The following is a 22,336-nucleotide window of genomic DNA, read 5'->3' as shown; positions in this document are numbered from 1 at the left end:
ACCCGGCGACGCTCGAAGGCGCGGTGCTCTGCGGCACCGCCGTGGCGGCCTGCGCAGCAGCGGGCTGACACAACACCACCCGGGCCAGCAGGCCACCCCCGGGTAACTACCAAGCCCGCTGACAGCATTCCGAAAGCACGACCCAGGCACCATGGCGCCACTCGCATACCGCATGCGCCTTGTTCGCCTTTGGGCGCGCTGGCCTTTCGGCCTTTTGTTTTGACGGAGACCCCCCCATGCTTTCACACGAACACCCCGCCCTCTGGTCCCCCACCCGCCGCCATCTGCTGGGAGCCAGCGGCGCGCTGGCCCTGGGCGGCCTGCTGCCCGCTGGTGCCTCGGCCCAGGCGACCTGGCCGTCCAAGTCGGTGCGGTTTGTGGTGCCGTTCGCGCCGGGCGGTAGCTCGGAGATCGTGGCCCGCTCCACCGCTGCCGAGCTGGGCAAGACGCTGGGCCAGAGCGTGTATGTGGACAACAAGCCGGGCGCCGCAGGCAACATCGCCATGGGTGAAGTGGCACGCTCTGACGACCAGCACACGTTGATCCTGGGCCACATCGGCACACTGGCCGTCAACCCCTTCATCTTCGACAAGCTGCCCTACGACGCCAACAAGGACTTCAAGCCCGTGAGCCTGCTGGCGAAGGTGCCCAGCCTGTACGTGGTGCACCCCGACGTGCCCGCCAAGAATCTCAAGGAGTTCATCGCCTACGCCAAGAAGAACCCGGCCAAGCTCAGCTATGGCTCGGCGGGCAACGGCAGCGCGGGCCACCTGGCGTTTGAATACCTCAAGATGACCGCCGAGATCTTCATGCTGCACGTGCCCTACCGTGGCACCGGCCCCATGATGACCGACCTGCTCTCGGGCCGCCTTGATGCCGCTGCCGTGGGCGCTGCCGCCCTGCTGCCTTTCATCAAGGCCGGCAAGGTGCGCTGCATTGCCACCGGCTCGGCCAAGCGCCTGCCCCAGCTGCCCGACGTGGCCACGGTGGCCGAACAGGGCTTTCCGGGCTTTGAGATGACGCAGTGGTACGGCATGCTGGCGCCCGCCAACCTGGCCCCGGCCAACCTCGACAAGCTGGCGGCCGAGACCGCCAAGGCCGTCAAAGCCCCCGGCTCGCTGGAGCGCCTGAACGCGGACGCGGCCGAGGCCATTGGCGGCACACCAGCGCAGTTTGCGCAGTTCATCGCGTCCGAACAAGAGCGCTGGAAGAAGGTGCTGCTGCGCGCGAAGGTGAAGCCAGACTAACCCCCTGAGCCGCTTCGCGTCTTCCCCCTTTCTTTCGCCCCGCTGCGCGGGTCGGGAAGGGGGACGCAGCCAGTGCGGCGGGGCGGCCCTTGCACGGCTGCATGGCCTGGGCAGTGCGTGCTCGCAAGCTGACTGCTGGCGCTTGCGCGCCGTGACCGCTCCGCGTTGAATGGCTCAATGCTGAAGGCAAGCCCTGCGTCATCCGCACAAACGGTAGCATCCCTCCATGCGCATCCTTCTGGCCGAAGACGACCACAACCTGGGCACCTGGCTGAGCCGTGCGCTGGAGCATGCGGGCATCCAGGTCGAATGGGTGAACGACGGCCGCCTGGCCGACCGCGCGCTGCAGCAGCACGACAACTACGACGCACTGGTGCTGGACCTGGGCCTGCCCGGGCTGGACGGGCAGGCGGTGCTGCAGCGCTTGCGCGACCGCGACCAGCGCCTGCCCGCGCTGATCCTGACGGCACGTGATTCGCTGGACGAGCGCGTTCGCTCGCTCAACGCGGGGGCCGACGACTTTCTGGCCAAGCCCTTTGAACTGGCCGAGCTGGAGGCTCGCCTGCACGCCCTGGTGCGCCGCGCGCGCGGCAACGAGCACCAGCGCCAGGCCTGCGGTGCGCTGGTGTACGACAGCGCCCGCAAGCAGTTCACCCTGCGCGGCGAGCCCCTGGCCCTGTCTCCGCGCGAACATGCCGTGCTGCGCGTGCTGGTGCAGCGCAGTGGCGAGCCGTTTTCCAAGCAGCAGATCCTGGACCGCGTGTTCACCGACGATGACGATGTGCACCCCGAAGCCGTGGAGGTGTTTGTGCACCGCCTGCGCAAGCGGCTGGATGGCAGTGGTGTGCGCATCACCACGCTGCGTGGCCTGGGCTATGCGCTGGAGGCGGACTGAACGATGGGCCTGACCGCACGCCTGCGCCGCGCCAGCCTGTGGCGGCTGCTGGCCATGCTGCTGCTGCCGCTGCTGGCCCTGGTGACGGGCGTGGAGCTGTGGATGACCCGGCACGATGCGCTGGAGGCCGCCAACGCGGCCTACGACCGCTCGCTGCTCGGCGCGCTCAAGTCCATCGACGCCAACATCTCCACCGCCTCGGGCGGCCTGTCGGCCGAGTTGCCGTACAGCATGCTGGAATTCTTTGAACTCACGGCCAGCGGCAATGTGTACTTTCGCGTGGCGTCGTCCGACGGGCTGGTGGAGCTGGGCAATGCCGACCTGCCCCTGCCCGCCGGCTCGCTGGAGCCCGGCGTGCCGCGTTTTTATGACGCCACCTACTTTGGCGAATCCGTGCGGCTGGCGGCCTACCGCCGCGCGCTGGACCGCGCGGAGCCCGCATCCACCGTGCTGGTACAGGTGGCCGAAAGCACGCGGTCGCGCCAGGACTTCACAGCCCGCTTTGTGCGCCGCGCGGTACAGCGCGATGCGCTGGTGCTGGCCCTGATGGTGCTGGGCACTGCGGCACTGCTGGCTGTGGCGCTGCGCCCGCTGGCGCGGCTGGCGCGCGAGGTGCAGGCCCGCAGCGGCGACGACATGACCCCGCTGGCATCCAACGACCTGCCCGCTGACATCCGCCCGCTGGTGGACGCGGTCAATCAGCAGATGGCGCGCACGCAAGATCTGGTGGCACAGCAACGGCAGTTTTTGGACGATGCCTCGCACCAGCTGCGCACCCACCTCACCACGCTGCAGATGCAGATCGACTACGCACGCCGCGAGGGCGACACCACGCAGGTGCAGCACACGCTGGCAGCCATCGGAGGCGAGATCGCCCGCGCCACGCGCAGCACCCAGCAGCTGCTGGCACTGGGCCGCAGCGACACAGCGGCGGTGGAGCTGACGCCCTTTGACCTGGCCGCGCTGCTGCGCACGGTGGCGCTGGAGCTGCTGCCCCAGGCGCGCGCCAAGCAGATCGACTTTGGCATCCATACGCCCTCCGCTGGCATCGAGGCCGTGGGCGACAGTGGCCTGCTGCGCGAGGCCCTGACCAATCTGGCAGCCAATGCCATCGCCTACACCCCCGCGCAGGGCACCGTCACCGTGTCGGCCGCGGGTGACAGCCTGGGCTGGAGCATCTGCGTGGAGGACAACGGCCCCGGTCTGCCCGCCGAGGAGCGCGACGCACTGGGCCAGCGCTACCGGCGCGGCTCGCAGGCCACGGCGGGCGGCTCCGGCCTGGGGCTGGCCATTGCGCGGTCGATTGCCGAACGGCACCGGGGCAGCCTGCGGCTGCAGGCGCGCGCTGAAGGGACTGGGCTCCTGGCAATACTCTGGTGGCCCCGCGCCTGACACAGTCTGCTGAACAAGTGAACGCTCCACACCCCATGCCGCAGCCCTTGCCCACCACAGACCGCCCGCTGACAGCGCCTTGCAGCCGCCGCCAGCTGCTGCAGACGATCGCGGCCGCCGCCAGCGCTGGCGCGGGCCTGGCTCCCTTCCCGGCGGTGGCCGACGCATCCCGTGAGCCGGCGGAATGCATTGCGCCTTCCCGCCCCGGCGGCGGATTTGACCTGACCTGTGGTCTGGCCTCGCAGGCACTGCAGGCCGTGCGCCCTGGCCGCACGCCGCTGCGCACCCGCTACCTGCCCGGCGGCATTGGCGCGGTGGCATTTGACCAGGTGGCCACCGGCCGCCTGGGAGGGCCCGGCACGCTGGTGGCGTTCTCCAGCGGCTCGCTGCTCAACATGGCGCAGGGCCGCTTCGGCCCACACCCGGTGAGCGCCGTGCGCTGGATAGCGACACTGGGCAACGACTACGGCGTGGTGGCTGTGCACCGCGACGCCCCCTACCAGCGCTTGCAGGACGTGGTCACCGCCTTGCAAAAAGATTCGGGCCGCGTGGTGTTTGGCGCCGGCGGCACGCTGGGCAGCCAGGACTGGGTCAAGGCCGCGCTGCTGGTGCGCGCAGCGGGGCAAGACCACAAGCGCATGCGTTTTGTATCGTTTGAAGGCGGCGGCGAAGCGCTCAAGGCGCTGGGCGGCCGGCACATCGACATCTTTACCGGCGATGCTGCCGAGGCCACCCGGGCCGCTGCAGAAGGCCTGCCGGTGCGCATCCTGGCGGTGCTGGCACCCGCGCGGCTACCCGGTACCCTGGCCGCCCTGCCCACGGCACGCGAGCAGGGCATTGACCTGCAATGGACCACCGTGCGCGGCCTCTACATGGCTGCCAGCGTGCCGGACGCGGCTGCCCACGCCTGGACGACCGCCCTGCAGGAAGCCCAGGCGGCGCCCGGGTATGCCGCGTTATGCGCCCGCCATGGGCTGTACCCCTTTGCGCTGATTGGCCCAGCCCTGGACGACTATGTGCAACGCAGCCTGGCCGACTATCGCCGCCTGGCGCAGGATCTGGGGCTGCGGTCCTGGCCGCGTTGATCTGCGCTGCGCACCACCTCCTGAGCGATTGGTCCGCTGACCATCCCTACGCGGGCAAGGCACCCACTCCTTGTAGTCCGGGCAACCCGGCAGGCCTGTCATCGGCAGGTAGCACTGCTGTGCGGCGCTCGGCCTCGGCGTCTCCCGCTGCGGGCAAGGAAGACTGCGCCACATAGGCCGTCAGGGTGTTGCGCCACTCTTCGTTCGATGCGTCCATGGCGTGTCGCATGCGCGCCAGCAGCCAGCCTGCTGCCCCAACCGTCAAGGCCAGCATAGCCAGAAGCCCATACACCAAGGACGCCGGGAAATGCCCTGCTTTCAGCTGTTCCACACGGGCCAGCAATGCGAGCGTGGCCTGATGGTCTTGCTCGGCCTGCGCGCGCATGCGATCCACTTCCACCTGCAAGGCCTGCATGCGCGCGCCGGGGGATCCCGCGCCGTCCGGCGCGTTGACCTCCGCAGCCGAAGCCGCCACCGGCATCAGTGTTGCGCCGTCGGACGGAGCCCCTTCGCCCGAGGCGGGCGGCGTGACCAGCGCCGTCAACGGCTCCATCACCAGCCGGGGCTTGGACGGTCCAGGCGCAACAGGTGCCGCTGCTGGAGCCAACGAGGCGGTGGACGATGCCGACGCCTGTGCGGGGGGCGCTGCTGCGGCCTCGGGCGCCATGCTGGGCACGGTGCTGGGTGGCTCGTGAGGCGCCGTCTGCGCAGTGCTGGTCACGGAAGCCACTGCCGCTGTGTCAGCGGACCGGCTGCGCGCAACGGGAGCCCCGGCAGACTTTGCGGCCAGTTTCGTGCCCTTGCGGGCTACCCGGCTGGCGGCCGACGCCTTGCGCGGCCGCGAGGGGCCCATTGCGGGTACAGACGACGCTTCTCCGGCAGCCACCCCGGCCGCCCGCGAGGGGGAGGCATCTGCCAACGGCACCTCCCAGGGAATCGCCACTGGCCTCAGCCCGGCCGCAATGGTGGCGGGCAGATCGGCCAGAAAGGTGTATTCGCGCGTCACCCGCCCCGTGCAATGGACAGAAACCTGGGCAGTCAGCACCGGCTCGTCGGCCAGATGGGAGGACTGCACCCGCAGCACCGGGTTGCGCTCCGGTTCGCCCGGCCGCACGCTCACCTGGACTCGGCCTGCCGGCACGGCCACATCGCCAGACACCAGCCGCGCTTGCGGGCACAAGGCGTCCACCGACATGCCGGGGTCCAGCTGGACTTCAAAGCCCAGGTCGATGGGCTGTCCCAGCCACACCTTGCCTTGCGGCGCGCCCAGGGACAGGGCTTCCGCCGCCTCGGCCAGCAGCCCCAGCAGGGCGACGATCAGGGAGTTACGCAGCATCACAACCACCTCCTGCCATTGCAATTAGTTTCTACAGGAAACTAAACACAACGAAAAGAAATGAATGCGCAGGCCTCAGTGCCAAGCCCCGCAAAGCACGCAATCTAGAGCGCGGGGCATTGAGCAGCAGGCCGCCTAGGCGGCTATCGCTCCAGCCACCACTGGATCACCACCTTGGCAAGGAACCCCAGAAAACCCACGCCCAGCCCCAGGAAGATCACGAACGTGCCAAAGCGTCCGGCCTTCGATTCCCACGCCAGCTGCCCGATGATGAACAGCATGTAAGCAATGAACGCCCCCACCCCGTAGGTGAGGAAGAAGCCCGAGATCTGCGCCTCGGTAAATCCAAAAATCACGATGTCCCTCCTGGCCGACGCACAGAGGCATTCGGTACAGCGGGGGCCACCAGGTCACGCTCGGGCAAGCTGGATGCATCCACCAGGTCGCGGTACGCGTGCCAGCTGGCATGCCCCAGCATGGGCATCACAGCGATCAGGCCCAGCAGCACGGAGCCCAGGCCCAGCAAGGTAAAGCCCAGGATGATCGCTGCCCAGAACGCCATCGGCAGCGGGTTGGTGATGACCGCTTGCCAGCCCGTGAGCACCGCCTGCAGCAGCGTGGCGCGGCGGTCCAGCAGCAGGGGCATGGCCACCACGCTGGACGCAAAAATGGGCGCGGCCATCAGACTGCCCAGCGCCAGCCAGATTTCAAACAACCAGCCGTCACGCGCCATGACCACGTGGCGCAGAAAGTCGAGCGGCGTCTCGATGGGCACGGGTGCCAGCAAGGTGATGAGCGCCGCTGAGGTCATGACCCAGCCCGAGGCGGCCAGCGCCAGCAGGGCCCCGAACTGCAGCATGCACCAGTAGTCGCTGCCCCACTTGTTCACATGGCTGTTCTGCCAGTTGAGCCAGGTCTTGAGCACCACGCCCAGGTTGGCGGCTTCGCCACGCTCCAGCGCGCGGCTCAGCGCATACAGGCTGGTGGCCAGCACCGGCGCCACCACCAGAAAGCCCGACAGAGCCCCCGCCAGCAGCCAGAAGCGGTGGTGGGCCACTGCAAAGATGGCGGCCCCAAACAGTGTGAGTGCCAGGCCATGCGCAAAACTGATCCAGCCCGCCCGTGCCATGTCGCGCCAGGCCAGCACCAGCCAAGTCATGGGCTGCATCATGCCGATGGTGCGGATGGCGGGCAACGGGGGGGGAGTACGGGGCATGGTGGGAGGGGTCGCTGAGCGACGATGGAGTGTGACTTGATCGGGCCGCGGCTTCAACCGCCGCGCGCCCAAATCTTGACCTGAGGCAAGAAACCGAACCCAGCGAAACCGGTCAGGCCAACAGCCGGCACAGCGCGGTAAGGCTGTCCACCGTGGCATGGGGCGGGGTGTCGTCGTGCGGCCAGGGGTGGTTGGCACTGTTGATCCACACCGCCTGCATGCCGGCATTCAGCGCGCCCTGCGCATCCAGCGTGGCGTCGTCGCCCACGTGCAGCACCTCGTGGGGCAGCACATCCACGGCCGTGGCGGCCGCATGGAAGATGCGAGCATCGGGCTTTGCCACACCAAACTCCGACGCGCTGATGCTGTGGCGAAAGTAGTGGCCGATGCCGATGCGGTGAATATCGGCATTGCCGTTGGACACCGCCACCACCGGGTAGCGCGCTGACAAGAAAGCCAGCGTGTCGTGCGCATCGTCAAACAGCTCCACCCGCTGGCGCTCGGCAAAGAACAAATCAAACGCCGGTTCGGCGAGCGCGGGCTCGTCACCGGCCTGCGTCAGCGCCAGCCGGATGGACTCGCGCCGCAGCGCGCTCAGGTCGCCCTTCAGGTCGGGACGCAGGGTCACCATCTGGTTGCGGATGGCGCGCAGCGCCTCGGTATCCGAGAACAATGCCGCCGTGGCGGGCGCGTGGTGGGTCAGCCAGTCCAGCAGCACACTTTCGGCCCGCGTGATGGTGGGCCAGATGGGCCAGAGCGTGTCGTCCAGATCGATGGAGATCGCACGGATGCGGGAGGTGTCCAGAGAGGGATTTGGCACAGGGCGCACCTGAAGGATGAAGGCGAAAAAAGAGGCCCCGGCGATGCACCGGGGCGAGGGCCGCAAAGCATACCGCAGGCCTTTGCGGAATGCAGTGCGTTCAACCCGGGTCTGGCGCGCCCCCAGGCCCCAACGTAGATCCGCGCACCACCAGCAGCCCGGGCAGCAGGCTCTCGCGTGCGGGGCCCTCCAGGCCGTTGATGCGCTCGAGCAGGCACTGCGCAGCACGTTGCCCGATGGCGTCGGTGGGCTGGGCCACCGCGCTCAGGCCAGGCCGGATCAGCGACGCCCATTCAGGGTCGTCAAAGCCCACAAAACCCAGCTGTTGTCCAAACGTCCACCCCAGGCGCGAGACGGACGCTGCCACCCGCAGCGTGACCACCGAATTGCCCGCCACCACCGCGCAGCGCTCGCCGGGCCGGGCCTGCCGCAGCAGATCGGTGAGCGCCTGGTCCAGCACCTCATCGCCCTGCTCGGCCGCCAGCTCCAGCACCGCGCCGCGCACCGCCGAGCCCTTGGAGGACACCAGCGCACGGAAGGCCTCCGTGCGCTCGATGCGGGAACTCACGCCCAGCAAGGGCTGGGTGATGTAGAGCAGGCGCTGCCAGCCTTGCTGCTGCAGGTGGGCACAGGCTTCGCGCATGGCGCCCTGGTTGTCCAGCGAGACGAAGTCTGCCGCCAGCCCGGCGTGGCGCCGGTCCACCAGCACGGCGGGCTTGCCGTGCAAGGTGTTCACATCCGCCTGCCCCTCGCCCTGCCCCAGCGTGTTGAGGATGAACCCATCCACCTGGTAGCTGGCCAGCGCATCGATGGCCGCGCGCTCGCGTTCGCGGTCGTTGCCCAGGTTGAACAGCATGACCAGGTAGCCCGCATCCTGGCAGGCTTTCTCGGCGCCGCGCAACACGGCCACCGAATAGGGGTTGGTGATGTCGGCCACCACCAGGCCAATCAGGCGCGAGCGGCCGTGGCTCAGCGCCTGGGCCATGGGGCTGGGCACATAGGCCAGCTTGGCGATGGCGGCCTCAACCCGCGCCGCAATGTCGGGGCTGAGCAGGCGTTCACGGTGGTTGAAGTAGCGCGACACCGTGGCCTTGGATACACCGGCCTCGGCCGCCACATCGGCAATGGTGGGGCGGGCGCGGGGCGTGGCGGAGGATGCGGGTGTCGGCGGGCTCATGCGGGTACGGCGTTGTACACGGCGGCGGGCCGTTCGCCCGCCAGGGCCTGCAGCAGGTTGGTGGTGGCCAGCGCCGCCATGGCATGGCGGGTGTCGTGCGTGGCCGAGCCGATGTGGGGCAGCGGGGTCACGCGCGGGTGGGTGCGCAGGCGCGACGCCAGCGGCAGCGGCTCGGTGGCAAATACATCGAGCCCCGCTGCGCACAGGGGGCCATGGTCCAGCGCGTGCAGCAGGTCTTGTTCCACCACGGTGGCACCCCGGCCGCCGTTGATGAAGATGGCGCCGGGCTTCATGGCCGCAAACAGTTCGGCGTTGACCATGCCCCGCGTGCTGTCCGACAAGGGCAGCATGGCCACCACAAAGTCTGATTGCGCCAGCAGCGCGGGCAGCGGCGTGTGGATGGCCTTGCCCTGCAATTCAGGGGCCTGGGTGGCGAGGTCCACCGGGCGGCGGGCGTGGTACATCACCGGCATGCCAAACCCCAGTGCGGCGCGGCGCGCCACCGCCTGGCCAATGCGGCCAAATCCGAGCAGGCCCAGCGTCTTGCCATGCACATCGCTGCCAAACAGGTCTTCTCCAATGTTCTTGGTCCACCGGCCCTCGCGCACCAACTGCGACAGCTCCACCAGCCTGCGGCTGGTGGCCATGAGGAGGGCAAACACCGAGTCTGCCACCGTTTCGTCAAGCACTCCGGGGGTGTGGCACAGCATGATGCCGCGCGCCTGCAGCACGTCCAGCGCGTAGTTGTCTACGCCCACCGAAATACTGGACACCACCTGCAGCTGGGGCGCACGCGCCAACACGGCGGCATCGATGGGAAAGCTGGAGCCGATGAGCCCGTGCGCCTGTGCCAGCGCGGCATCGAATCGCGCACGTTCATCGGGTTTGCGCGGGTCGGCCACGGTCACGTCGTGCACGGCGGTCAGCCGCGCGAGCTGGTCGGGCGGCAGTTCGCGAAACACCAGCACTTGCTTGCGCGTTGAGCTTGTGCTGCCGTCTGTAGAAGGTAGCGCCATGCTCACAGGCCCGCCTCCTGCAGCTGGGCGCGGGTGGGCAGCCCCTCTGTGTCGCCCAGCACCTGCACGGCACGCGCACCAATCCAGGCGCCACGGCGCACGGCGGCAGGCACGGTCAAGCCTTCCAGCAGCGCGCTGATCACGCCCACGGCAAAGCCGTCGCCCGCGCCCACGGTGTCCACCACCTGGGCCACGGGCACGCCGGGCACGCGGCCGGTGCCGGCCACATCGCTGTCGTAGTACGCGCCCTCGGGCCCGAGCTTGACCACCACCAGCTTGGCGCCGCGCTCACGGTAAAAGCGTGCCACGCCCTCTGGAGTGGTTTCACCGGTCAGAAACACGCCCTCTTCCATGCCCGGCAGCACCCAGTCAGCATAGGTCGCCAGGGTGTTGATCCAGTGGCGCATGGTCTCGGGCGACGACCACAGCGTGGGGCGCAGGTTGGGGTCGAACGAGATGGTGCGGCCTGCGGCGCGCATCACCTCCAGCGTGCGGATGGCGGCTTGCAGGCTGGTGTCGGAGATGGCGGCAAACACGCCTGTGGCATGCAAGTGGCGCGCAGACCGCAGCCAGGGTTCGTCCACATCGGCGGGCCCCATCTGGCTGGCGGCAGAACCCTTGCGGTGGTATTCCACCTGCGGGTCGCGGCCATCCATCACGCGCTCTTTGAACTGGAAGCCCGTGCGCTGCGTGGCATCGCACACCACGTGCGAGCAATCAATGCCTTCGCCCTGCATGGCCGCCAGCAGCGCGCGGCCCATGGAGTCGGTGCCCAGGCGGCTGGCCCAGCCCACCTTCAGGCCCAGGCGCGCCAGGCCAATGGCCACATTGGTCTCGGCCCCGGCCGTGCGCTTGTGAAAGCCGGTGGCGTTCTCCAGCGGGCCGGGCTCGTTGGCCACCAGCAGCAGCATGGCCTCGCCAAACAGTGCCACGTCGAAGGCTGAATCGCTCATGCAGCCTCCCGTGCAGCGCGGATAAAGGCCACCTGCTCGCGCGTGACGGCCACCAGGTCGTCGCCCACCAGCGGGTATTCAATGGCATGCGGCACATCGGCAGGCAAGGCGCGTAGCACGGCGCGCCAGGGCGCCACCGAATCGGCCAGCGGCACCGCCACCCACTTGGCGGGCAGGCGCTGCACGCCCTTGCAATGCACATAACGCACATAGGGCGCCAGTGCCTGCGCGGCCTGCAGCGGGCATTCGCCCTGCCAGTGCCAGTTGCCCATGTCAAAGGTCATACCCAGGCCGAGCCCCGCCTGTGCCTGGGCCGCAAAGAAGGCCTGCATGGCGGCCAGCGTGCCTGCGGTAGCGGTCTGGTCGTTCTCGATCACCAGCTCCACCTGTGGGGCGGCCTGCAGGAGGGCCTGGAGGCGTTGCAGCGAGGCATGCGATGTCGGCAGGGTTGCGCCAAAGCCGCCAATCGACATCTTCAGGCGCTGTGCACGCAGCACCTGGGCGGCCTGCACGCCGCGTGCAAGGGCTGCTTCATCCAGCTCGCCATGCGCGGTCCACAGGCCTTCGGGGCTGGAATACACCGCCGCCCGGCCTGCCAGTGCGGGCAGCTCAGTGGCTGCGTCGCGCAGCAGTTCGCCACGCACCTCCACGCCGTCCGCGCCCGCTTGCAGGGCCAGGTCGGTGCACCACAGCTGGCCGTGGCGACCGGTTTCGGCCGCGCCGAAGGAGGACAGGGAAATCAATACCTTCATGTGTTTCTTTCAGGCCGCGCCCCCACGGGGCGAAGGCCATCAACCGCACGACCTGTCAGGTCTCGATGTGCGTGGGTCTGTGCGTGGGTTTCAATGTGCGTGGTGTGAACTCAGGATCTGGCCCAGGAACTGCCGCGTCTTGTCGTGCTGCGGCTGGCCGAAGAACTGCTGCGGTGGCGCCTGCTCCAGGATCTTGCCGTCGGCCATGAAGATCACCCGGTCGGCCACGCTGCGGGCAAAACCCATCTCGTGCGTCACGCACAGCATGGTCATGCCGTCTTCGGCCAGGCTGATCATGGTGTCCAACACTTCCTTGACCATCTCGGGGTCGAGCGCCGAAGTGGGCTCGTCAAACAGCATCACCTTGGGCGCCATGCACAGCGCCCGCGCAATGGCCACGCGCTGCTGCTGCCCACCCGACAACTGGCTGGGGTGCTTGTGCGCCTGTTCGGGGATGCGCACGCGGGTCAGGTACTTCATGGCCACTTCTTCGGCCTGCGCCTTGCTCATGCCGCGCGAACGCATGGGGGCCAGCGTGCAGTTTTCCAGAATGGTCAGGTGCGGGAACAGGTTGAACTGCTGGAACACCATGCCCACTTCGGCGCGCACGGCATCCACGTTCTTGCCGCCTGCGGTCAGGTCGATGCCATCGACCTCGATGCGGCCCTTTTGCACCGTCTCCAGCCGGTTGATGCAGCGAATCAGCGTGGACTTGCCCGAGCCCGACGGCCCGCAGATCACGATGCGCTCCCCTTGCCGCACCGACAGGTTGATGTCGGTGAGCACCTGGAAGCTGTCGTACCACTTGTTGACCCCTTCCATGCGGATGATCGGCGGTGTGCCGGGGGCGGTCGTGACTGCGTCGCTCATCAATGGCTCCTTATCGTTCAGGCAGGCTTACTGCAGCTTGGGCAGGTCAGCGCCCAGCCACTTCTGGTACAGCTTGTTCAGTTCGCCATTGGCAGTGTTGCGTGCCACAAAGTCGTTCACGGCCTTGGTCAGTTCGTCCTGGCCGGGGCGCAGGGCGATGCCCATGGCCTGCTGCAGCAGGTTGAACTTGTTCTCAAAGGTGTTGGCGGGCACGCGCTTGGCGATCTGCGCCGCCACCGTGACCGAGCAGCCAATCGCATCGACCTGGCCCGAGATCAGCGCCTGCATGGCCGACGCGTCGTCGTCAAAACGGCGGATCTCGGTGCCCTCGGGCGCCGCCTTGGTCACAGCCACATCCTGCGTGCTGGCGCGGGCCACGCCCACGCGCACGGTCTTCAGGTCTGCCGCGCTCTTGATGTTGGCGCCCGTCTTGCCGTACAACACGATGGTCGCGGCCGCATAAGGCTGCGAGAACTGCACCTGCTTGGCACGCTCGGGCGTGATGGCCAGCGAGGCCACCAGCACATCGACCTTGTTGGTCAGCAAAAACGGGATGCGGTTGGGGCCGGTGACGGGCACGATGTTGGCCTTCACGCCCAGGTCCTTGGCCAGCAGCTTGGCCACGTCGGCGTCGTAGCCGTCGGGCTGGTTTTGGGCGTTGGTGGTGCCGTAGGGCGGAAAGTCCACCAGCATGCCGATGGTGATCTCACCCTTCTTCTTGATGTCCGCCACGGACTGGGCCGCGGCCAGCGGCGCAAACGCCGTGAGGGCAGCACCCAGCCCCAAGGCGGCCAAAGCGGCGGTGGCGGTGCGGCGTTGCAAAGAAAAAGTCATCGCATGTCTCCTGGTGGTTGGTGTGAACGAGAACAGAAAGAAAAGAGGATGGCGGCGCGTGGTCAGCGCGCCAGAGCACGGGCGCGCTTGCGCTCCATGCGTGCGGCCAGCAGCGACAGCGGCCAGCAGATCACGAAGTACAGCGCGGCCACAGTGGTGAACACATGCAGCGGCTGAAAGGTGGCGTTGTTGATGATCTGCCCCGCCCGCGTGATCTCGGTGAAGCCGATGATGGCCGCCAGCGATGTGCCCTTGATGATCTGCACCACGTAGCCCACCGTGGGCGGCAGCGCGATCTTGAAAGCCTGGGGCAGCACCACAAACCGCATGCGGGCCACGTACTTGAGGTTCAGGGCCTGGGCGGCCTCCCACTGGCCGCGTGGCACAGCCTCGATACACCCGCGCCAGATCTCGGCCAGAAACGCCGCGCTGTTGAGCACCAGCGCCACGCCCGCGGCCACCCAGGGGTTGATGTCAAACCCCAGCACCGGCGCACCAAAGAAGATGAGGAACAGCTGCAGCAGCAGCGGCGTGCCCTGGAACACCTGGATGAACACGCGCGATGCATTGCGTGCCGCGGCGTTCTCTGAGGTGCGCGACAGCGCCACCACCAGCCCCAGCAGCGAACCGCCCACAAAGGCAATGGCCGACAACGCCAGCGTCCACTGCGCGGCCTGCACGATGAAAAGGAACTCGGAGAGTCCGAAGGTACGCATGGTCGGTCTCCTTATCGGCGGTCTGGGTAGTTAAGGACGCGCTGATAAATCAGCTTGAACAGCGCCGAGAAACTCAGCGCCAGCGCCAGATAAATGGCCGTCACCACGATGTAGATCTCAAAGCTGCGGAAGGTCTGCGACTGCAGGTTGGCCGCCACCGAGGTCAGGTCGTCCGCCGAGATCACAGACACCACGGCCGAGCTGAGCATCAGCAAGATGAACTGGCTGGTGAGCGCCGGGTAGATGGCCTTGAGCGCGGGCTTGAGGATCACAAACCGAAAGATCTCCCACGGCTTGAGGTTGAGCGCCTTGCCCGCCTCGATCTGCCCCTTGGGAATGGACTCGATGCCCGCCCGCACGATCTCTGCCGCATAGGCCCCCAGGTTGACCACCATGGCGGTCAGCGCCGCCGTGTAGGGCGACCAGCGCAGGCCAATGGACGGCAGCGCAAAGAAGAAGAAAAACAGCTGCACCAGAAACGGCGTGTTGCGGATGACCTCGATGTACGCGTTGATCAAAAACCGCAGCCAGCCCGGCCCGCCGGTCTTGCCCCAGGCGCAAAAGATGGCCACCACCAGCCCCAGCAAAGTGGCGGTGAGCGACAGCTGCACAGTGATCCAGGTGCCCTTGAGCAACAAGGGCCACGCGGCAAACACGGCATCGAACTGGAACTGGTAATTCACGGTGAACAGCGGTTATTCCAAAGTGGCGTCAGTTTATGAAACCGGTTTCATAACCACATCAGGGAATACCCGATGCACCCCCAAAAGGGGCTGAAAACACCTGAAGACGCCATGCCCGGCGCTGATCTCGCAGGCGGTGGTGTGTCAGGCCGCAAATAGGCTCCCGGCCCGCACTGGCACGGCGCGTGGGTGAAAATGCCGCATGCCTTCCTTCCACCCCGAACCCCCTTTCACCCACGGCCAGGCCGACCGCACCGCCGTGCTGCTGTGCAACCTAGGCACGCCCGACGAACCCACGGCCCCGGCCGTGCGCCGCTATCTGGCGCAATTTCTGGGTGACCACCGCGTGGTGGAGATCCCCAAGCTGCTGTGGATGCCCATCCTGCACGGCATCATCCTGCGCACCCGCCCGGCCAAGTCGGCCGCCAAATACGCCAGCATCTGGACGCCTGAGGGGTCGCCCCTGGCACACTGGACGGCCAAGCAGGCCACGCTGCTGCGCGGCTGGCTGGGCGAGGCAGGCCACAACGTGCTGGTGCGCCACGCCATGCGCTATGGCAACCCGTCCATCGCCAGCCAGCTCGATGCGCTCAAAGCCGAAGGCGCCACGCGCATCCTCATCCTGCCGCTGTACCCGCAGTACTCGGCCACCACCACAGCCAGCGTGTTTGACGCCGTCTACACCTGGGCCGCCGCCACCCGCAACGTGCCCGAGCTGCGGTTCGTCAACCACTACCACGACGCCCCCGGCTACATCGACGCCCTGGCCCGCACCATCGAAACGCACTGGAAGCACCACGGCCAGCCCGACCAGCTGGTGATGAGCTTTCATGGCGTGCCCGAGCGCACCCTGCACCTGGGCGACCCCTACCACTGCGAGGCCCGCAAAACCGGCCGCCTGCTGGCCGAGCGCCTGGGCCTGCGCGAGGACCGCTACCGCATCACCTTCCAGTCGCGCTTTGGCAAGGCCAAGTGGCTGGAGCCCTACACCCAGCCCACCATCGAGGCGCTGGGCAAGGCGGGCACGCGGCGGGTGGACGTGGTGTGCCCCGGCTTCACCAGCGACTGCCTGGAGACGCTGGAAGAAATCAACATGGAAGTGCGCGAGGCCTTCTTGCACGCAGGGGGCAAAGAGTTTCACTACATTCCCTGCCTGAACGACAACCACCACTGGATCACTGCGCTGAGCCGCGTGGCCCAGCAGCACCTGGCGGGCTGGCCCACCGAGGCACCCACCGCCGCCGCACTGGCCGATGCGCGCAGCCACGCGCTGGCCGGTGGTGCACCTGCCGGGGTTTGCCCGGTGGCGCACTGATGCCCATGCCCATGCCATTGCGCATGCGAAAGCGAATGGCACCGGGCGGCCTGTGCGCCCATGGTCATTCACTACATTATTGATAGCACTCAGGGCATATTGCACTAGCGCATCTGCCCGTTTTGGCTCATATTTTGGTTGCCAGGTGCTGCACGGCTGCCTGCCACGCACTCCGCACCGCCCCCTCCTACACCCACATCAATGCCCGCATTTGCCCTTGCCCCCCACCAGTTGCGTCTGACCATTGACCCCGCCACGCTGGGTTTTGCCAGCACCGCCGAGCTGCAAGACCTGCCCCTGCCCTGGATCGGGCAGGAGCGTGCCCAGGCCGCCGCGCAATTTGGCCTGGCGATGCAGCAGCCGGACTACCACCTGTTTGTGCTGGGCGAAGTGGGCAGCGGGCGGGCGTCATTGCTGCGCCAGGCCATGCAGGCCGAGGCCGCGAAACGCGCGGTGCCGCCCGACCTGTGCTACCTGCACCACTTTGACCAGCCCGACCGCCCCCGCGCGCTGCGCCTGCCCGCAGGCGAGGGCCGCTTGCTGCGCCAGGGTCTGGCAGACATGGCACGCAGCCTGCAGACCGACATCCCCAAACGCCTGACCAGCCCCGACTTCAAGGCCGAGGCCGAGCGCATCGAGAAGACCTGGCAAACGCAAGAGAGCGAAGCCTTTGCAGCGCTGGACGCATTTGCCGAGGCGCGCCAGTTCCGCCTGAGCCGCGAGGCCGGGCACATGGTGTTCACCCTCACCGGCCCCAAGGGCCAGCCGCTGACCGAAGGCGAGGCGCGCGCCCTGCCCCGCGAGCGCCGCACCGAGATCGACGCCGCCGAGCAGGAGCTGCGCGCCGAGATCGCCAAGTTTCTCGAAACCACCCGCCCGCTGGAGCGCGCGCGCGACGACGCCCTGGCCGCCCTGCGCCGCCAGGCCATCAAGCCGCTGGTGGAGCACGCGCTGCACGGCATCCGCCAGGGCCTGCGCAAGCAGATCAAGGACGCCGTCAAGCTCACGCAGTGGCTGGACCAGGTGGAGCGCGCCGTGCTGGACCACATCGACCTGTTCGAGCCAGGTGACACCGACCAAGGCCAGGACGCCGAAGACGACCGCAAGGACGCGCTGGACGACCTGCTGGCCCGCTGCCAGGTGAACGTGGTGGTAGACAACCACGGCCGCACCAGCGCCCCCGTGGTGGTGGAAGACAACCCCACGGCCCGCACCCTGTTTGGCAGCATCGAACATGGTGCCGACGCCGACACCGTGCAGGCCGACCACGCCAGCATCCACGCAGGCAGCCTGCTCAAGGCGCATGGCGGCTTCATCCTGCTGCACCTGCACGACCTGGCCGCCGAAGAAGGCCTGTGGCCGCGCCTGCGCCGCTTTTTGCGCTGCGGGCGTTTGCAGATCGAAGACGGCAGCGGTGGCGGCAGCCCCGCCCATGCGCCCGGCGGCGCCGTGGCACTGCAGCCCGAGCCGGTGGACGTGGATGTGAAGATCGTGCTGATCGGGTCGGTGGAGGAGTACTACGCGCTGCAAGAGGCCGACCCCGACGCCGCGCGCCGCTTTCGCGTCAAGGTGGACTTCTCAGACCGGTTCATCGCCACCCCCGGCACCCACCAGTCGTCTGCCATCCTGGTCGCGCATTGCTGCAAAAAACGCGGCCTGCCCCACTTTGCCGCCGACGCTGTGGCCCTGCTGCTGGAGCAATCACACCGCGAGGCCGACGACCAAGGCCGCCAAAGCGCGCGCTTTGCCCACACCGAAGCACTCGCCATCGAAAGCGCCGCCCTGTGCCAGGCCCGCGCAGGCACCCTGGTGCAAGCCGCCGACGTGCAAGCCGCCCTGGCCGCCCGCACCCTGCGCCACAACCAGCCCGAAGAAGAACTGCACGAATCCATCACCGAAGGCGAGCGCCTGATCACCTTGCAGGGCTCCATCACCGGCCAGATCAACGCCATGACGCAGATCGACCTGGGCGACTACCGGTTTGGCTTTCCGGTGCGCATCACCGCACGCACCTTTGCTGGGCAAGAGGGCCTGCTCAACATCGAGCGCGAGGTCGATATGTCCGGCCCCATCCACGACAAGGGCGTGCTCATCCTGCACAGCTACCTCACCGCGCTGTTCAGCCATGTAGCGCCCTTGGCGCTCAACGCGTCCATCGTGTTCGAGCAGGAATACAGCGGCGTGGAAGGCGACTCAGCCTCGTGCGCCGAGCTGTATGCGCTGCTGTCCAGCCTGTCAGGCCTGCCCCTGCGCCAGGGCATTGCCGTGACGGGCGCATTGAACCAGCACGGCGAAGTGCTGCCCGTGGGCGGCATCAACGAAAAGATCGAAGGCTGGTTCCGCGCCTGCGCTACGGCCGGGCTGGACGGCACCCACGGCGTACTGATCCCCGCCCGCAACCAGCGCCACCTGATGCTGGACCGCAGCGTGCTGAACGCGGTGGAGCGCGGGCTGTTCCATGTCTACACCATGGGGCATGTGAGCGAGGGGATTGCGCTGCTGACGGGCGAGGCGTCGGGCATGAGCCCGGCAGAGTTGCTGCAGGCGCAGGCGGATGAGCTGGCCGGAGGCGCGGCCACGGTGGAGGACACGGTGATGCAGCGGGCGGAAGTGACGCTGCGGGCGTATCGGAAGGCTTGCCAGGTGGCCGGGGGGGCGCGTAGGGGGCGCGGGGTTCGAGGGCGGTAGGTAGGTAGGTAGGTTTGCCACCGGCAAGAGTGAATGCTCGGGTCACGGTACGTTTAGCGGCCGGTTGCAGTCGTCCGATCAAACTTCGCATTCCTTTTGACGCGCATCTCTACTTTTCCCGCCTCGGTTGTTTGCGGATTGTGGGATTGCCTGGCGGTTCCTGAATATCGAAACATGCGATTCACATGAACAGACGGTAGTCGTAGGAACGATCGGCATACCTGTCCAGCAGCGCACCGACGCGCGCAACACGTCGCGAAGTTTCGATAGTCGCTGGAAGCTGCCCGTACATGTCAAAGCTGTTGAAGTTCATTTTGGAGAGCCCCAGAATTTCCTCAGCCAGCGTCATAAGGTCACTCGTTCCGGCGTGTCGGGTAAGCACCAGAGGTGCGGGAATTCGACGCTTACCTTGGTAGTAGGTGCGGGAAGGGTTCAAGGCTGTAGAGGCGCCGTGCACCCACAGCAACGCCGTCGAATCATCGACAACTACCGTGGTCCCTCGATGGATGGGATAACCGTCGATCTCTAATGTGCCGGTCCGGCTCACCTTGGAGGCCAAATACCGGAGCGTGTCGTCAATGTGAATCTGCAAGAGTTCGACGCAGTCCACACCTTCTAGTCCAGCCTGCAAACCTTCCCGTTCCTCTTTGAGGAAGGGCGTTTGCTTATGGACCACCACTCGGCTCGGCAGCCGAAGATTTGCTTCAAAGAATAGTTCTCGAATCCCCTCGCCAAGGCGCCGAGCGTCATCAAAGCTCATGAAGGGGTTCTTCCGCCGCATGATCGGGTTCTCGATCTTGCTCAGCCGAAACTGCAGGCCCAAACCGTTCGGGCTGTACAGATGGCTGCACCCAAGAACGACATTTCCATCCTCGCCCGGCTTGTTGCGCAAGCTGTAGCCGATACCAACATAGGCTGAATCTTTGTCGAGGCCGTCCAATGCCCATGGGCTTCGCATTGCCTTCGCATAGGTCGCCAACGATAGCCACCAGCGCACTCGGCACTGTTGCTCTTGAACCAAGGTGTCTTCCTCGAGAAACTGCGTTGAGATCCCCTGCGGGATCGCGGACGCCTTCACGAAGTCGTGGAGGTCGAACTGTTCGCCATCGAACTCGTACCCGCGCAACGCGGCCCATCGAGCTGGGATGTACACGAAGATGACACTTGGGTTCGAGGCAGCCTTCAACGAGGCCAGTGCTGCGGAGATTCGTGCACCAAGCTCGCGGGCACTTGCAGGCGTCCTCTCCGTCGGCTCATCGAGTCCCACGAATCCCTTGCCACCCACTTGAGTGATCTCCAGGCCGCATTTGAATGCGGTACTGAAGCCCGGGAACGGCAGCAGATAGTCGGCATCTCTCTGCGTGGGACCGACAGAGTCCTGGAGTTGGCTGAGATACTGGGTGACCCGACGACCATCCCTTGCGGGTGCGATCAAGCCTACGCGGATATTGGGCGCCATGCCGGTCTCGGTGAGCAGCGCGTCGAAGGGCCTATCACGTAGTAGCCCGCGAATCGGATGTGTATCGAAGGCAACGCCCCGCCCAGCCCTGGGCAGGAACAACAACCTGGGCTCACGGATCTGCAGACCGACCTGCGATGCCAAGCGCTCGTTTCGTTCGCTAAGCGCGACAGACGCCTCACGCTCATCGGTGATCTTCGCGAAGATGGGACGTGCTGAGACAGAAAACTTGATGCCTTCGTCGACGTCAGGAAACCTCAGCGTGTTCTCGCGGTCCGGAAGCAACCGAACGCGCCAGAACTCTAGCGCTTCGTTGAACTTGTCGTTGTGCTGATAACCAAGGACCTTGACCTTGATAGCGTTGGCAATTGCACGCGGCGCCTCTTCACCTGCCGTATCGGTGACAAACAGGGTCGGCTTGAGCACAAGAACCAGCGAGCCGCTGACGGTTTTGACCTGCAAGAGGACGGCTTTGTAGACAGTCCATTGCCGCGCTTCGACCCGTTGCTCTGTGGTTTCCTGTGGATCCCAGATCAAGCCTTCGTTGTCGCAATTCAACCCTGCCCTGAGAGACAGCGCCAGAGCGGTGGCCCGCCGCATGAGGCTGTTGGCCGTCCCGTCTTCGTAGCGAAGATCCTCATCGTTAAGCGGGACACGTTTGACCTCGCCCGAGATGTTCCCCGCAAATGCCGACTGAATCTGCTGTGGCGACGCAATGGCGTACACCTTGCCCCTGAAAGGCGCCGCGACGAATCCGTGTTCCTCGCCGATCGTCCTAAGTTCGGACCACACCGTGCCCCGCGCAGGCCACTGCACCAGATCGAACTCAAGCAACTCGCCCGGCGGCTGCATCGGAAAGGCGTTGCTCTTGATCAGCCCCGTGACGGGCAGGTTTGGTAATTGGAAAGCGGCGCGCCGGGCGGTAGGTGACTCCTTAAACTTGTCCAGCACCGAGTCCACATGAGCGCGGGCATCGGCGGGCGCCACATGCAGCGTGATGCGTCGAACAACGTCATCGAAGGTCGCACCTGGCACGACGAATCGCTGCGGATCGGCCCGGTCAGACGTCTGCAATAGCGTCTCGACATCACCGGTCACTGGCGAATCCCCGTACTGGGTCCAGAAAAGCGGCAGCCGCTGTTGCGCGGGGTCGCCATAGGCCTCCAAAAACGCAGCCATAACGCTCGCGTCCCGACCGCTGTAGCCGCAGACCAGGACGGGCCGAGTTCGCAATTGGTGGACGAGGGCCGATCGCAACTCGGCCTCCTGCTCGGCTAACTCCCTTTGCGTGTTCTTCAGCGCGTCGTAGCGATAGTCCCCGTGCATGGAAACGCACTGCAACTCATCGAGGGCCATGGGTCGGGAAATACGCTCCTTCGATTCCTGCCCCACCTCAATGGCGGTGATCCCGGCGCTAGTTGCCGCGCGCGCTGCCAGGCCGTCAAAGTTAGTCGTCCAGACTGAGGTCACCAGCCGCTGCCTAGCAAGCTCAGCCAGTAGTTGATAGCCCAGCCCCGGCTTGGCCCGCTTGACCCATTCTTGGAAATACCGACGCCGGTCGTCTCCGCGCGTATAGCAGGCCTCGATGTATGCCGAGTACTCGTCGGCTGAACCGCTCGCTGGATATCGACGCTGGGCATCAAGCCAGCGCTGGATACGCTGTCGAACGGATGGAAGCGAAAGCTCGTCGAACTGGCGCTCGAGACCCGGGTTGTTGGTCAAAAAAATAGAGCGCTTCCACTCCCAGATGCACTGCGTCGCTGAAGGCATCCCTGAGCTCATGGAAGCTCCGGCTCCGAGGAAGACCAGCAATGGCTGGTCTCGCGACATTCCGATCGAGCGCACCATGGCGTCGATTGACAGCACATGTATCAATTGGAGC

General features: G+C 66.6%; 19 protein-coding genes. 6 read left to right on the top strand and 13 right to left on the bottom strand.

What is annotated here, in order from left to right; genetic code table 11:
* Positions 1 to 236: 236 nt before the first annotated feature.
* The 4 genes from AC04MI_RS06830 to AC04MI_RS06815 all read left to right on the top strand — a co-directional run bounded on the left by AC04MI_RS06830 (position 237) and on the right by AC04MI_RS06815 (position 4,619).
* On the top strand, positions 237 to 1,247 hold the full coding sequence (locus AC04MI_RS06830; protein WP_476497407.1) for a Bug family tripartite tricarboxylate transporter substrate binding protein: 1,011 nt from the start codon (positions 237 to 239) through the stop codon (positions 1,245 to 1,247).
* A 226-nt stretch (positions 1,248 to 1,473) separates the two neighbouring features.
* Complete coding sequence (locus AC04MI_RS06825) at positions 1,474 to 2,142, top strand: response regulator (protein WP_015014896.1); 669 nt, start codon at positions 1,474 to 1,476, stop codon at positions 2,140 to 2,142.
* Between the two features lie 3 nt (positions 2,143 to 2,145).
* Positions 2,146 to 3,534: a sensor histidine kinase gene (locus tag AC04MI_RS06820; RefSeq protein ID WP_476497405.1), complete on the top strand. Its 1,389-nt coding sequence runs from the start codon at positions 2,146 to 2,148 to the stop codon at positions 3,532 to 3,534.
* Positions 3,535 to 3,569: 35 nt separating this feature from the next.
* A complete protein-coding gene (locus AC04MI_RS06815; protein WP_476497408.1) occupies positions 3,570 to 4,619 on the top strand; it encodes a tripartite tricarboxylate transporter substrate-binding protein in 1,050 nt (349 codons plus the stop codon).
* A 46-nt stretch (positions 4,620 to 4,665) separates the two neighbouring features.
* Here AC04MI_RS06815 and AC04MI_RS06810 read toward each other — a convergent pair whose 3' ends face one another.
* From AC04MI_RS06810 to AC04MI_RS06755, 12 genes are all read right to left on the bottom strand, one after another.
* Positions 4,666 to 5,955 carry a type IV pilus assembly protein FimV gene (locus AC04MI_RS06810; protein ID WP_476497404.1) on the bottom strand — a complete coding sequence of 430 codons (1,290 nt, stop codon included), beginning with the start codon at positions 5,953 to 5,955 and terminating at the stop codon, positions 4,666 to 4,668.
* A 143-nt stretch (positions 5,956 to 6,098) separates the two neighbouring features.
* Positions 6,099 to 6,311, bottom strand: a complete 213-nt coding sequence (locus AC04MI_RS06805) for a DUF2788 domain-containing protein (protein ID WP_110961089.1) — start codon at positions 6,309 to 6,311, stop codon at positions 6,099 to 6,101.
* A complete protein-coding gene (locus AC04MI_RS06800) occupies positions 6,308 to 7,171 on the bottom strand; it encodes a DUF2189 domain-containing protein (RefSeq protein WP_436074851.1) in 864 nt (287 codons plus the stop codon). The genes AC04MI_RS06805 and AC04MI_RS06800 overlap by 4 nt, the downstream gene beginning before the upstream one ends.
* 112 nt (positions 7,172 to 7,283) lie before the next feature.
* Positions 7,284 to 7,991: an HAD family hydrolase gene (locus AC04MI_RS06795; RefSeq protein WP_476497401.1), complete on the bottom strand. Its 708-nt coding sequence runs from the start codon at positions 7,989 to 7,991 to the stop codon at positions 7,284 to 7,286.
* Between the two features lie 100 nt (positions 7,992 to 8,091).
* A complete protein-coding gene (locus tag AC04MI_RS06790; RefSeq protein WP_476497400.1) occupies positions 8,092 to 9,168 on the bottom strand; it encodes a LacI family DNA-binding transcriptional regulator in 1,077 nt (358 codons plus the stop codon).
* Positions 9,165 to 10,184, bottom strand: a complete 1,020-nt coding sequence (locus AC04MI_RS06785) for a 2-hydroxyacid dehydrogenase (protein ID WP_436079102.1) — start codon at positions 10,182 to 10,184, stop codon at positions 9,165 to 9,167. Before AC04MI_RS06785 ends, AC04MI_RS06790 begins: the two co-directional genes overlap by 4 nt.
* 2 nt (positions 10,185 to 10,186) lie before the next feature.
* Positions 10,187 to 11,137: a sugar kinase gene (locus AC04MI_RS06780; RefSeq protein ID WP_436079103.1), complete on the bottom strand. Its 951-nt coding sequence runs from the start codon at positions 11,135 to 11,137 to the stop codon at positions 10,187 to 10,189.
* Positions 11,134 to 11,889, bottom strand: a complete 756-nt coding sequence (locus AC04MI_RS06775) for a sugar phosphate isomerase/epimerase family protein (RefSeq protein WP_436079104.1) — start codon at positions 11,887 to 11,889, stop codon at positions 11,134 to 11,136. Before AC04MI_RS06775 ends, AC04MI_RS06780 begins: the two co-directional genes overlap by 4 nt.
* Before the next feature lie 90 nt (positions 11,890 to 11,979).
* Positions 11,980 to 12,759 carry an amino acid ABC transporter ATP-binding protein gene (locus tag AC04MI_RS06770; RefSeq protein ID WP_056064526.1) on the bottom strand — a complete coding sequence of 260 codons (780 nt, stop codon included), beginning with the start codon at positions 12,757 to 12,759 and terminating at the stop codon, positions 11,980 to 11,982.
* Positions 12,760 to 12,786: 27 nt separating this feature from the next.
* Entirely contained in the window at positions 12,787 to 13,593 is an 807-nt protein-coding gene (locus AC04MI_RS06765; protein ID WP_436079105.1) for a transporter substrate-binding domain-containing protein, read from the bottom strand.
* Between the two features lie 62 nt (positions 13,594 to 13,655).
* Positions 13,656 to 14,309, bottom strand: coding sequence for an amino acid ABC transporter permease (locus tag AC04MI_RS06760; RefSeq protein WP_436079106.1), 654 nt, complete (start codon positions 14,307 to 14,309; stop codon positions 13,656 to 13,658).
* A gap of 11 nt (positions 14,310 to 14,320) precedes the next feature.
* Positions 14,321 to 14,992 (bottom strand): amino acid ABC transporter permease, encoded by a 672-nt coding sequence (locus tag AC04MI_RS06755; RefSeq protein ID WP_015014910.1) that lies wholly within the window; start codon positions 14,990 to 14,992, stop codon positions 14,321 to 14,323.
* 202 nt (positions 14,993 to 15,194) lie between these two features.
* On the opposite strand from AC04MI_RS06755, the gene hemH reads away from it, so the two are divergent.
* Complete coding sequence (hemH, locus tag AC04MI_RS06750) at positions 15,195 to 16,307, top strand: ferrochelatase (protein WP_436079107.1); 1,113 nt, start codon at positions 15,195 to 15,197, stop codon at positions 16,305 to 16,307.
* A 201-nt stretch (positions 16,308 to 16,508) separates the two neighbouring features.
* Positions 16,509 to 18,995: a Lon protease family protein gene (locus tag AC04MI_RS06745; protein WP_436079108.1), complete on the top strand. Its 2,487-nt coding sequence runs from the start codon at positions 16,509 to 16,511 to the stop codon at positions 18,993 to 18,995.
* Positions 18,996 to 19,176: 181 nt separating this feature from the next.
* Here the strand turns inward: AC04MI_RS06745 and AC04MI_RS06740 are convergent, their stop codons facing one another.
* Positions 19,177 to 22,302 (bottom strand): SIR2 family protein, encoded by a 3,126-nt coding sequence (locus AC04MI_RS06740; protein WP_436079109.1) that lies wholly within the window; start codon positions 22,300 to 22,302, stop codon positions 19,177 to 19,179.
* Positions 22,303 to 22,336 lie beyond the last annotated feature (34 nt).

This window comes from Acidovorax sp. LjRoot204, from assembly GCF_056175785.1.
Note: the sequence above shows the minus strand (reverse complement) of the source record. Positions and strands in the feature narration are given on the sequence as shown.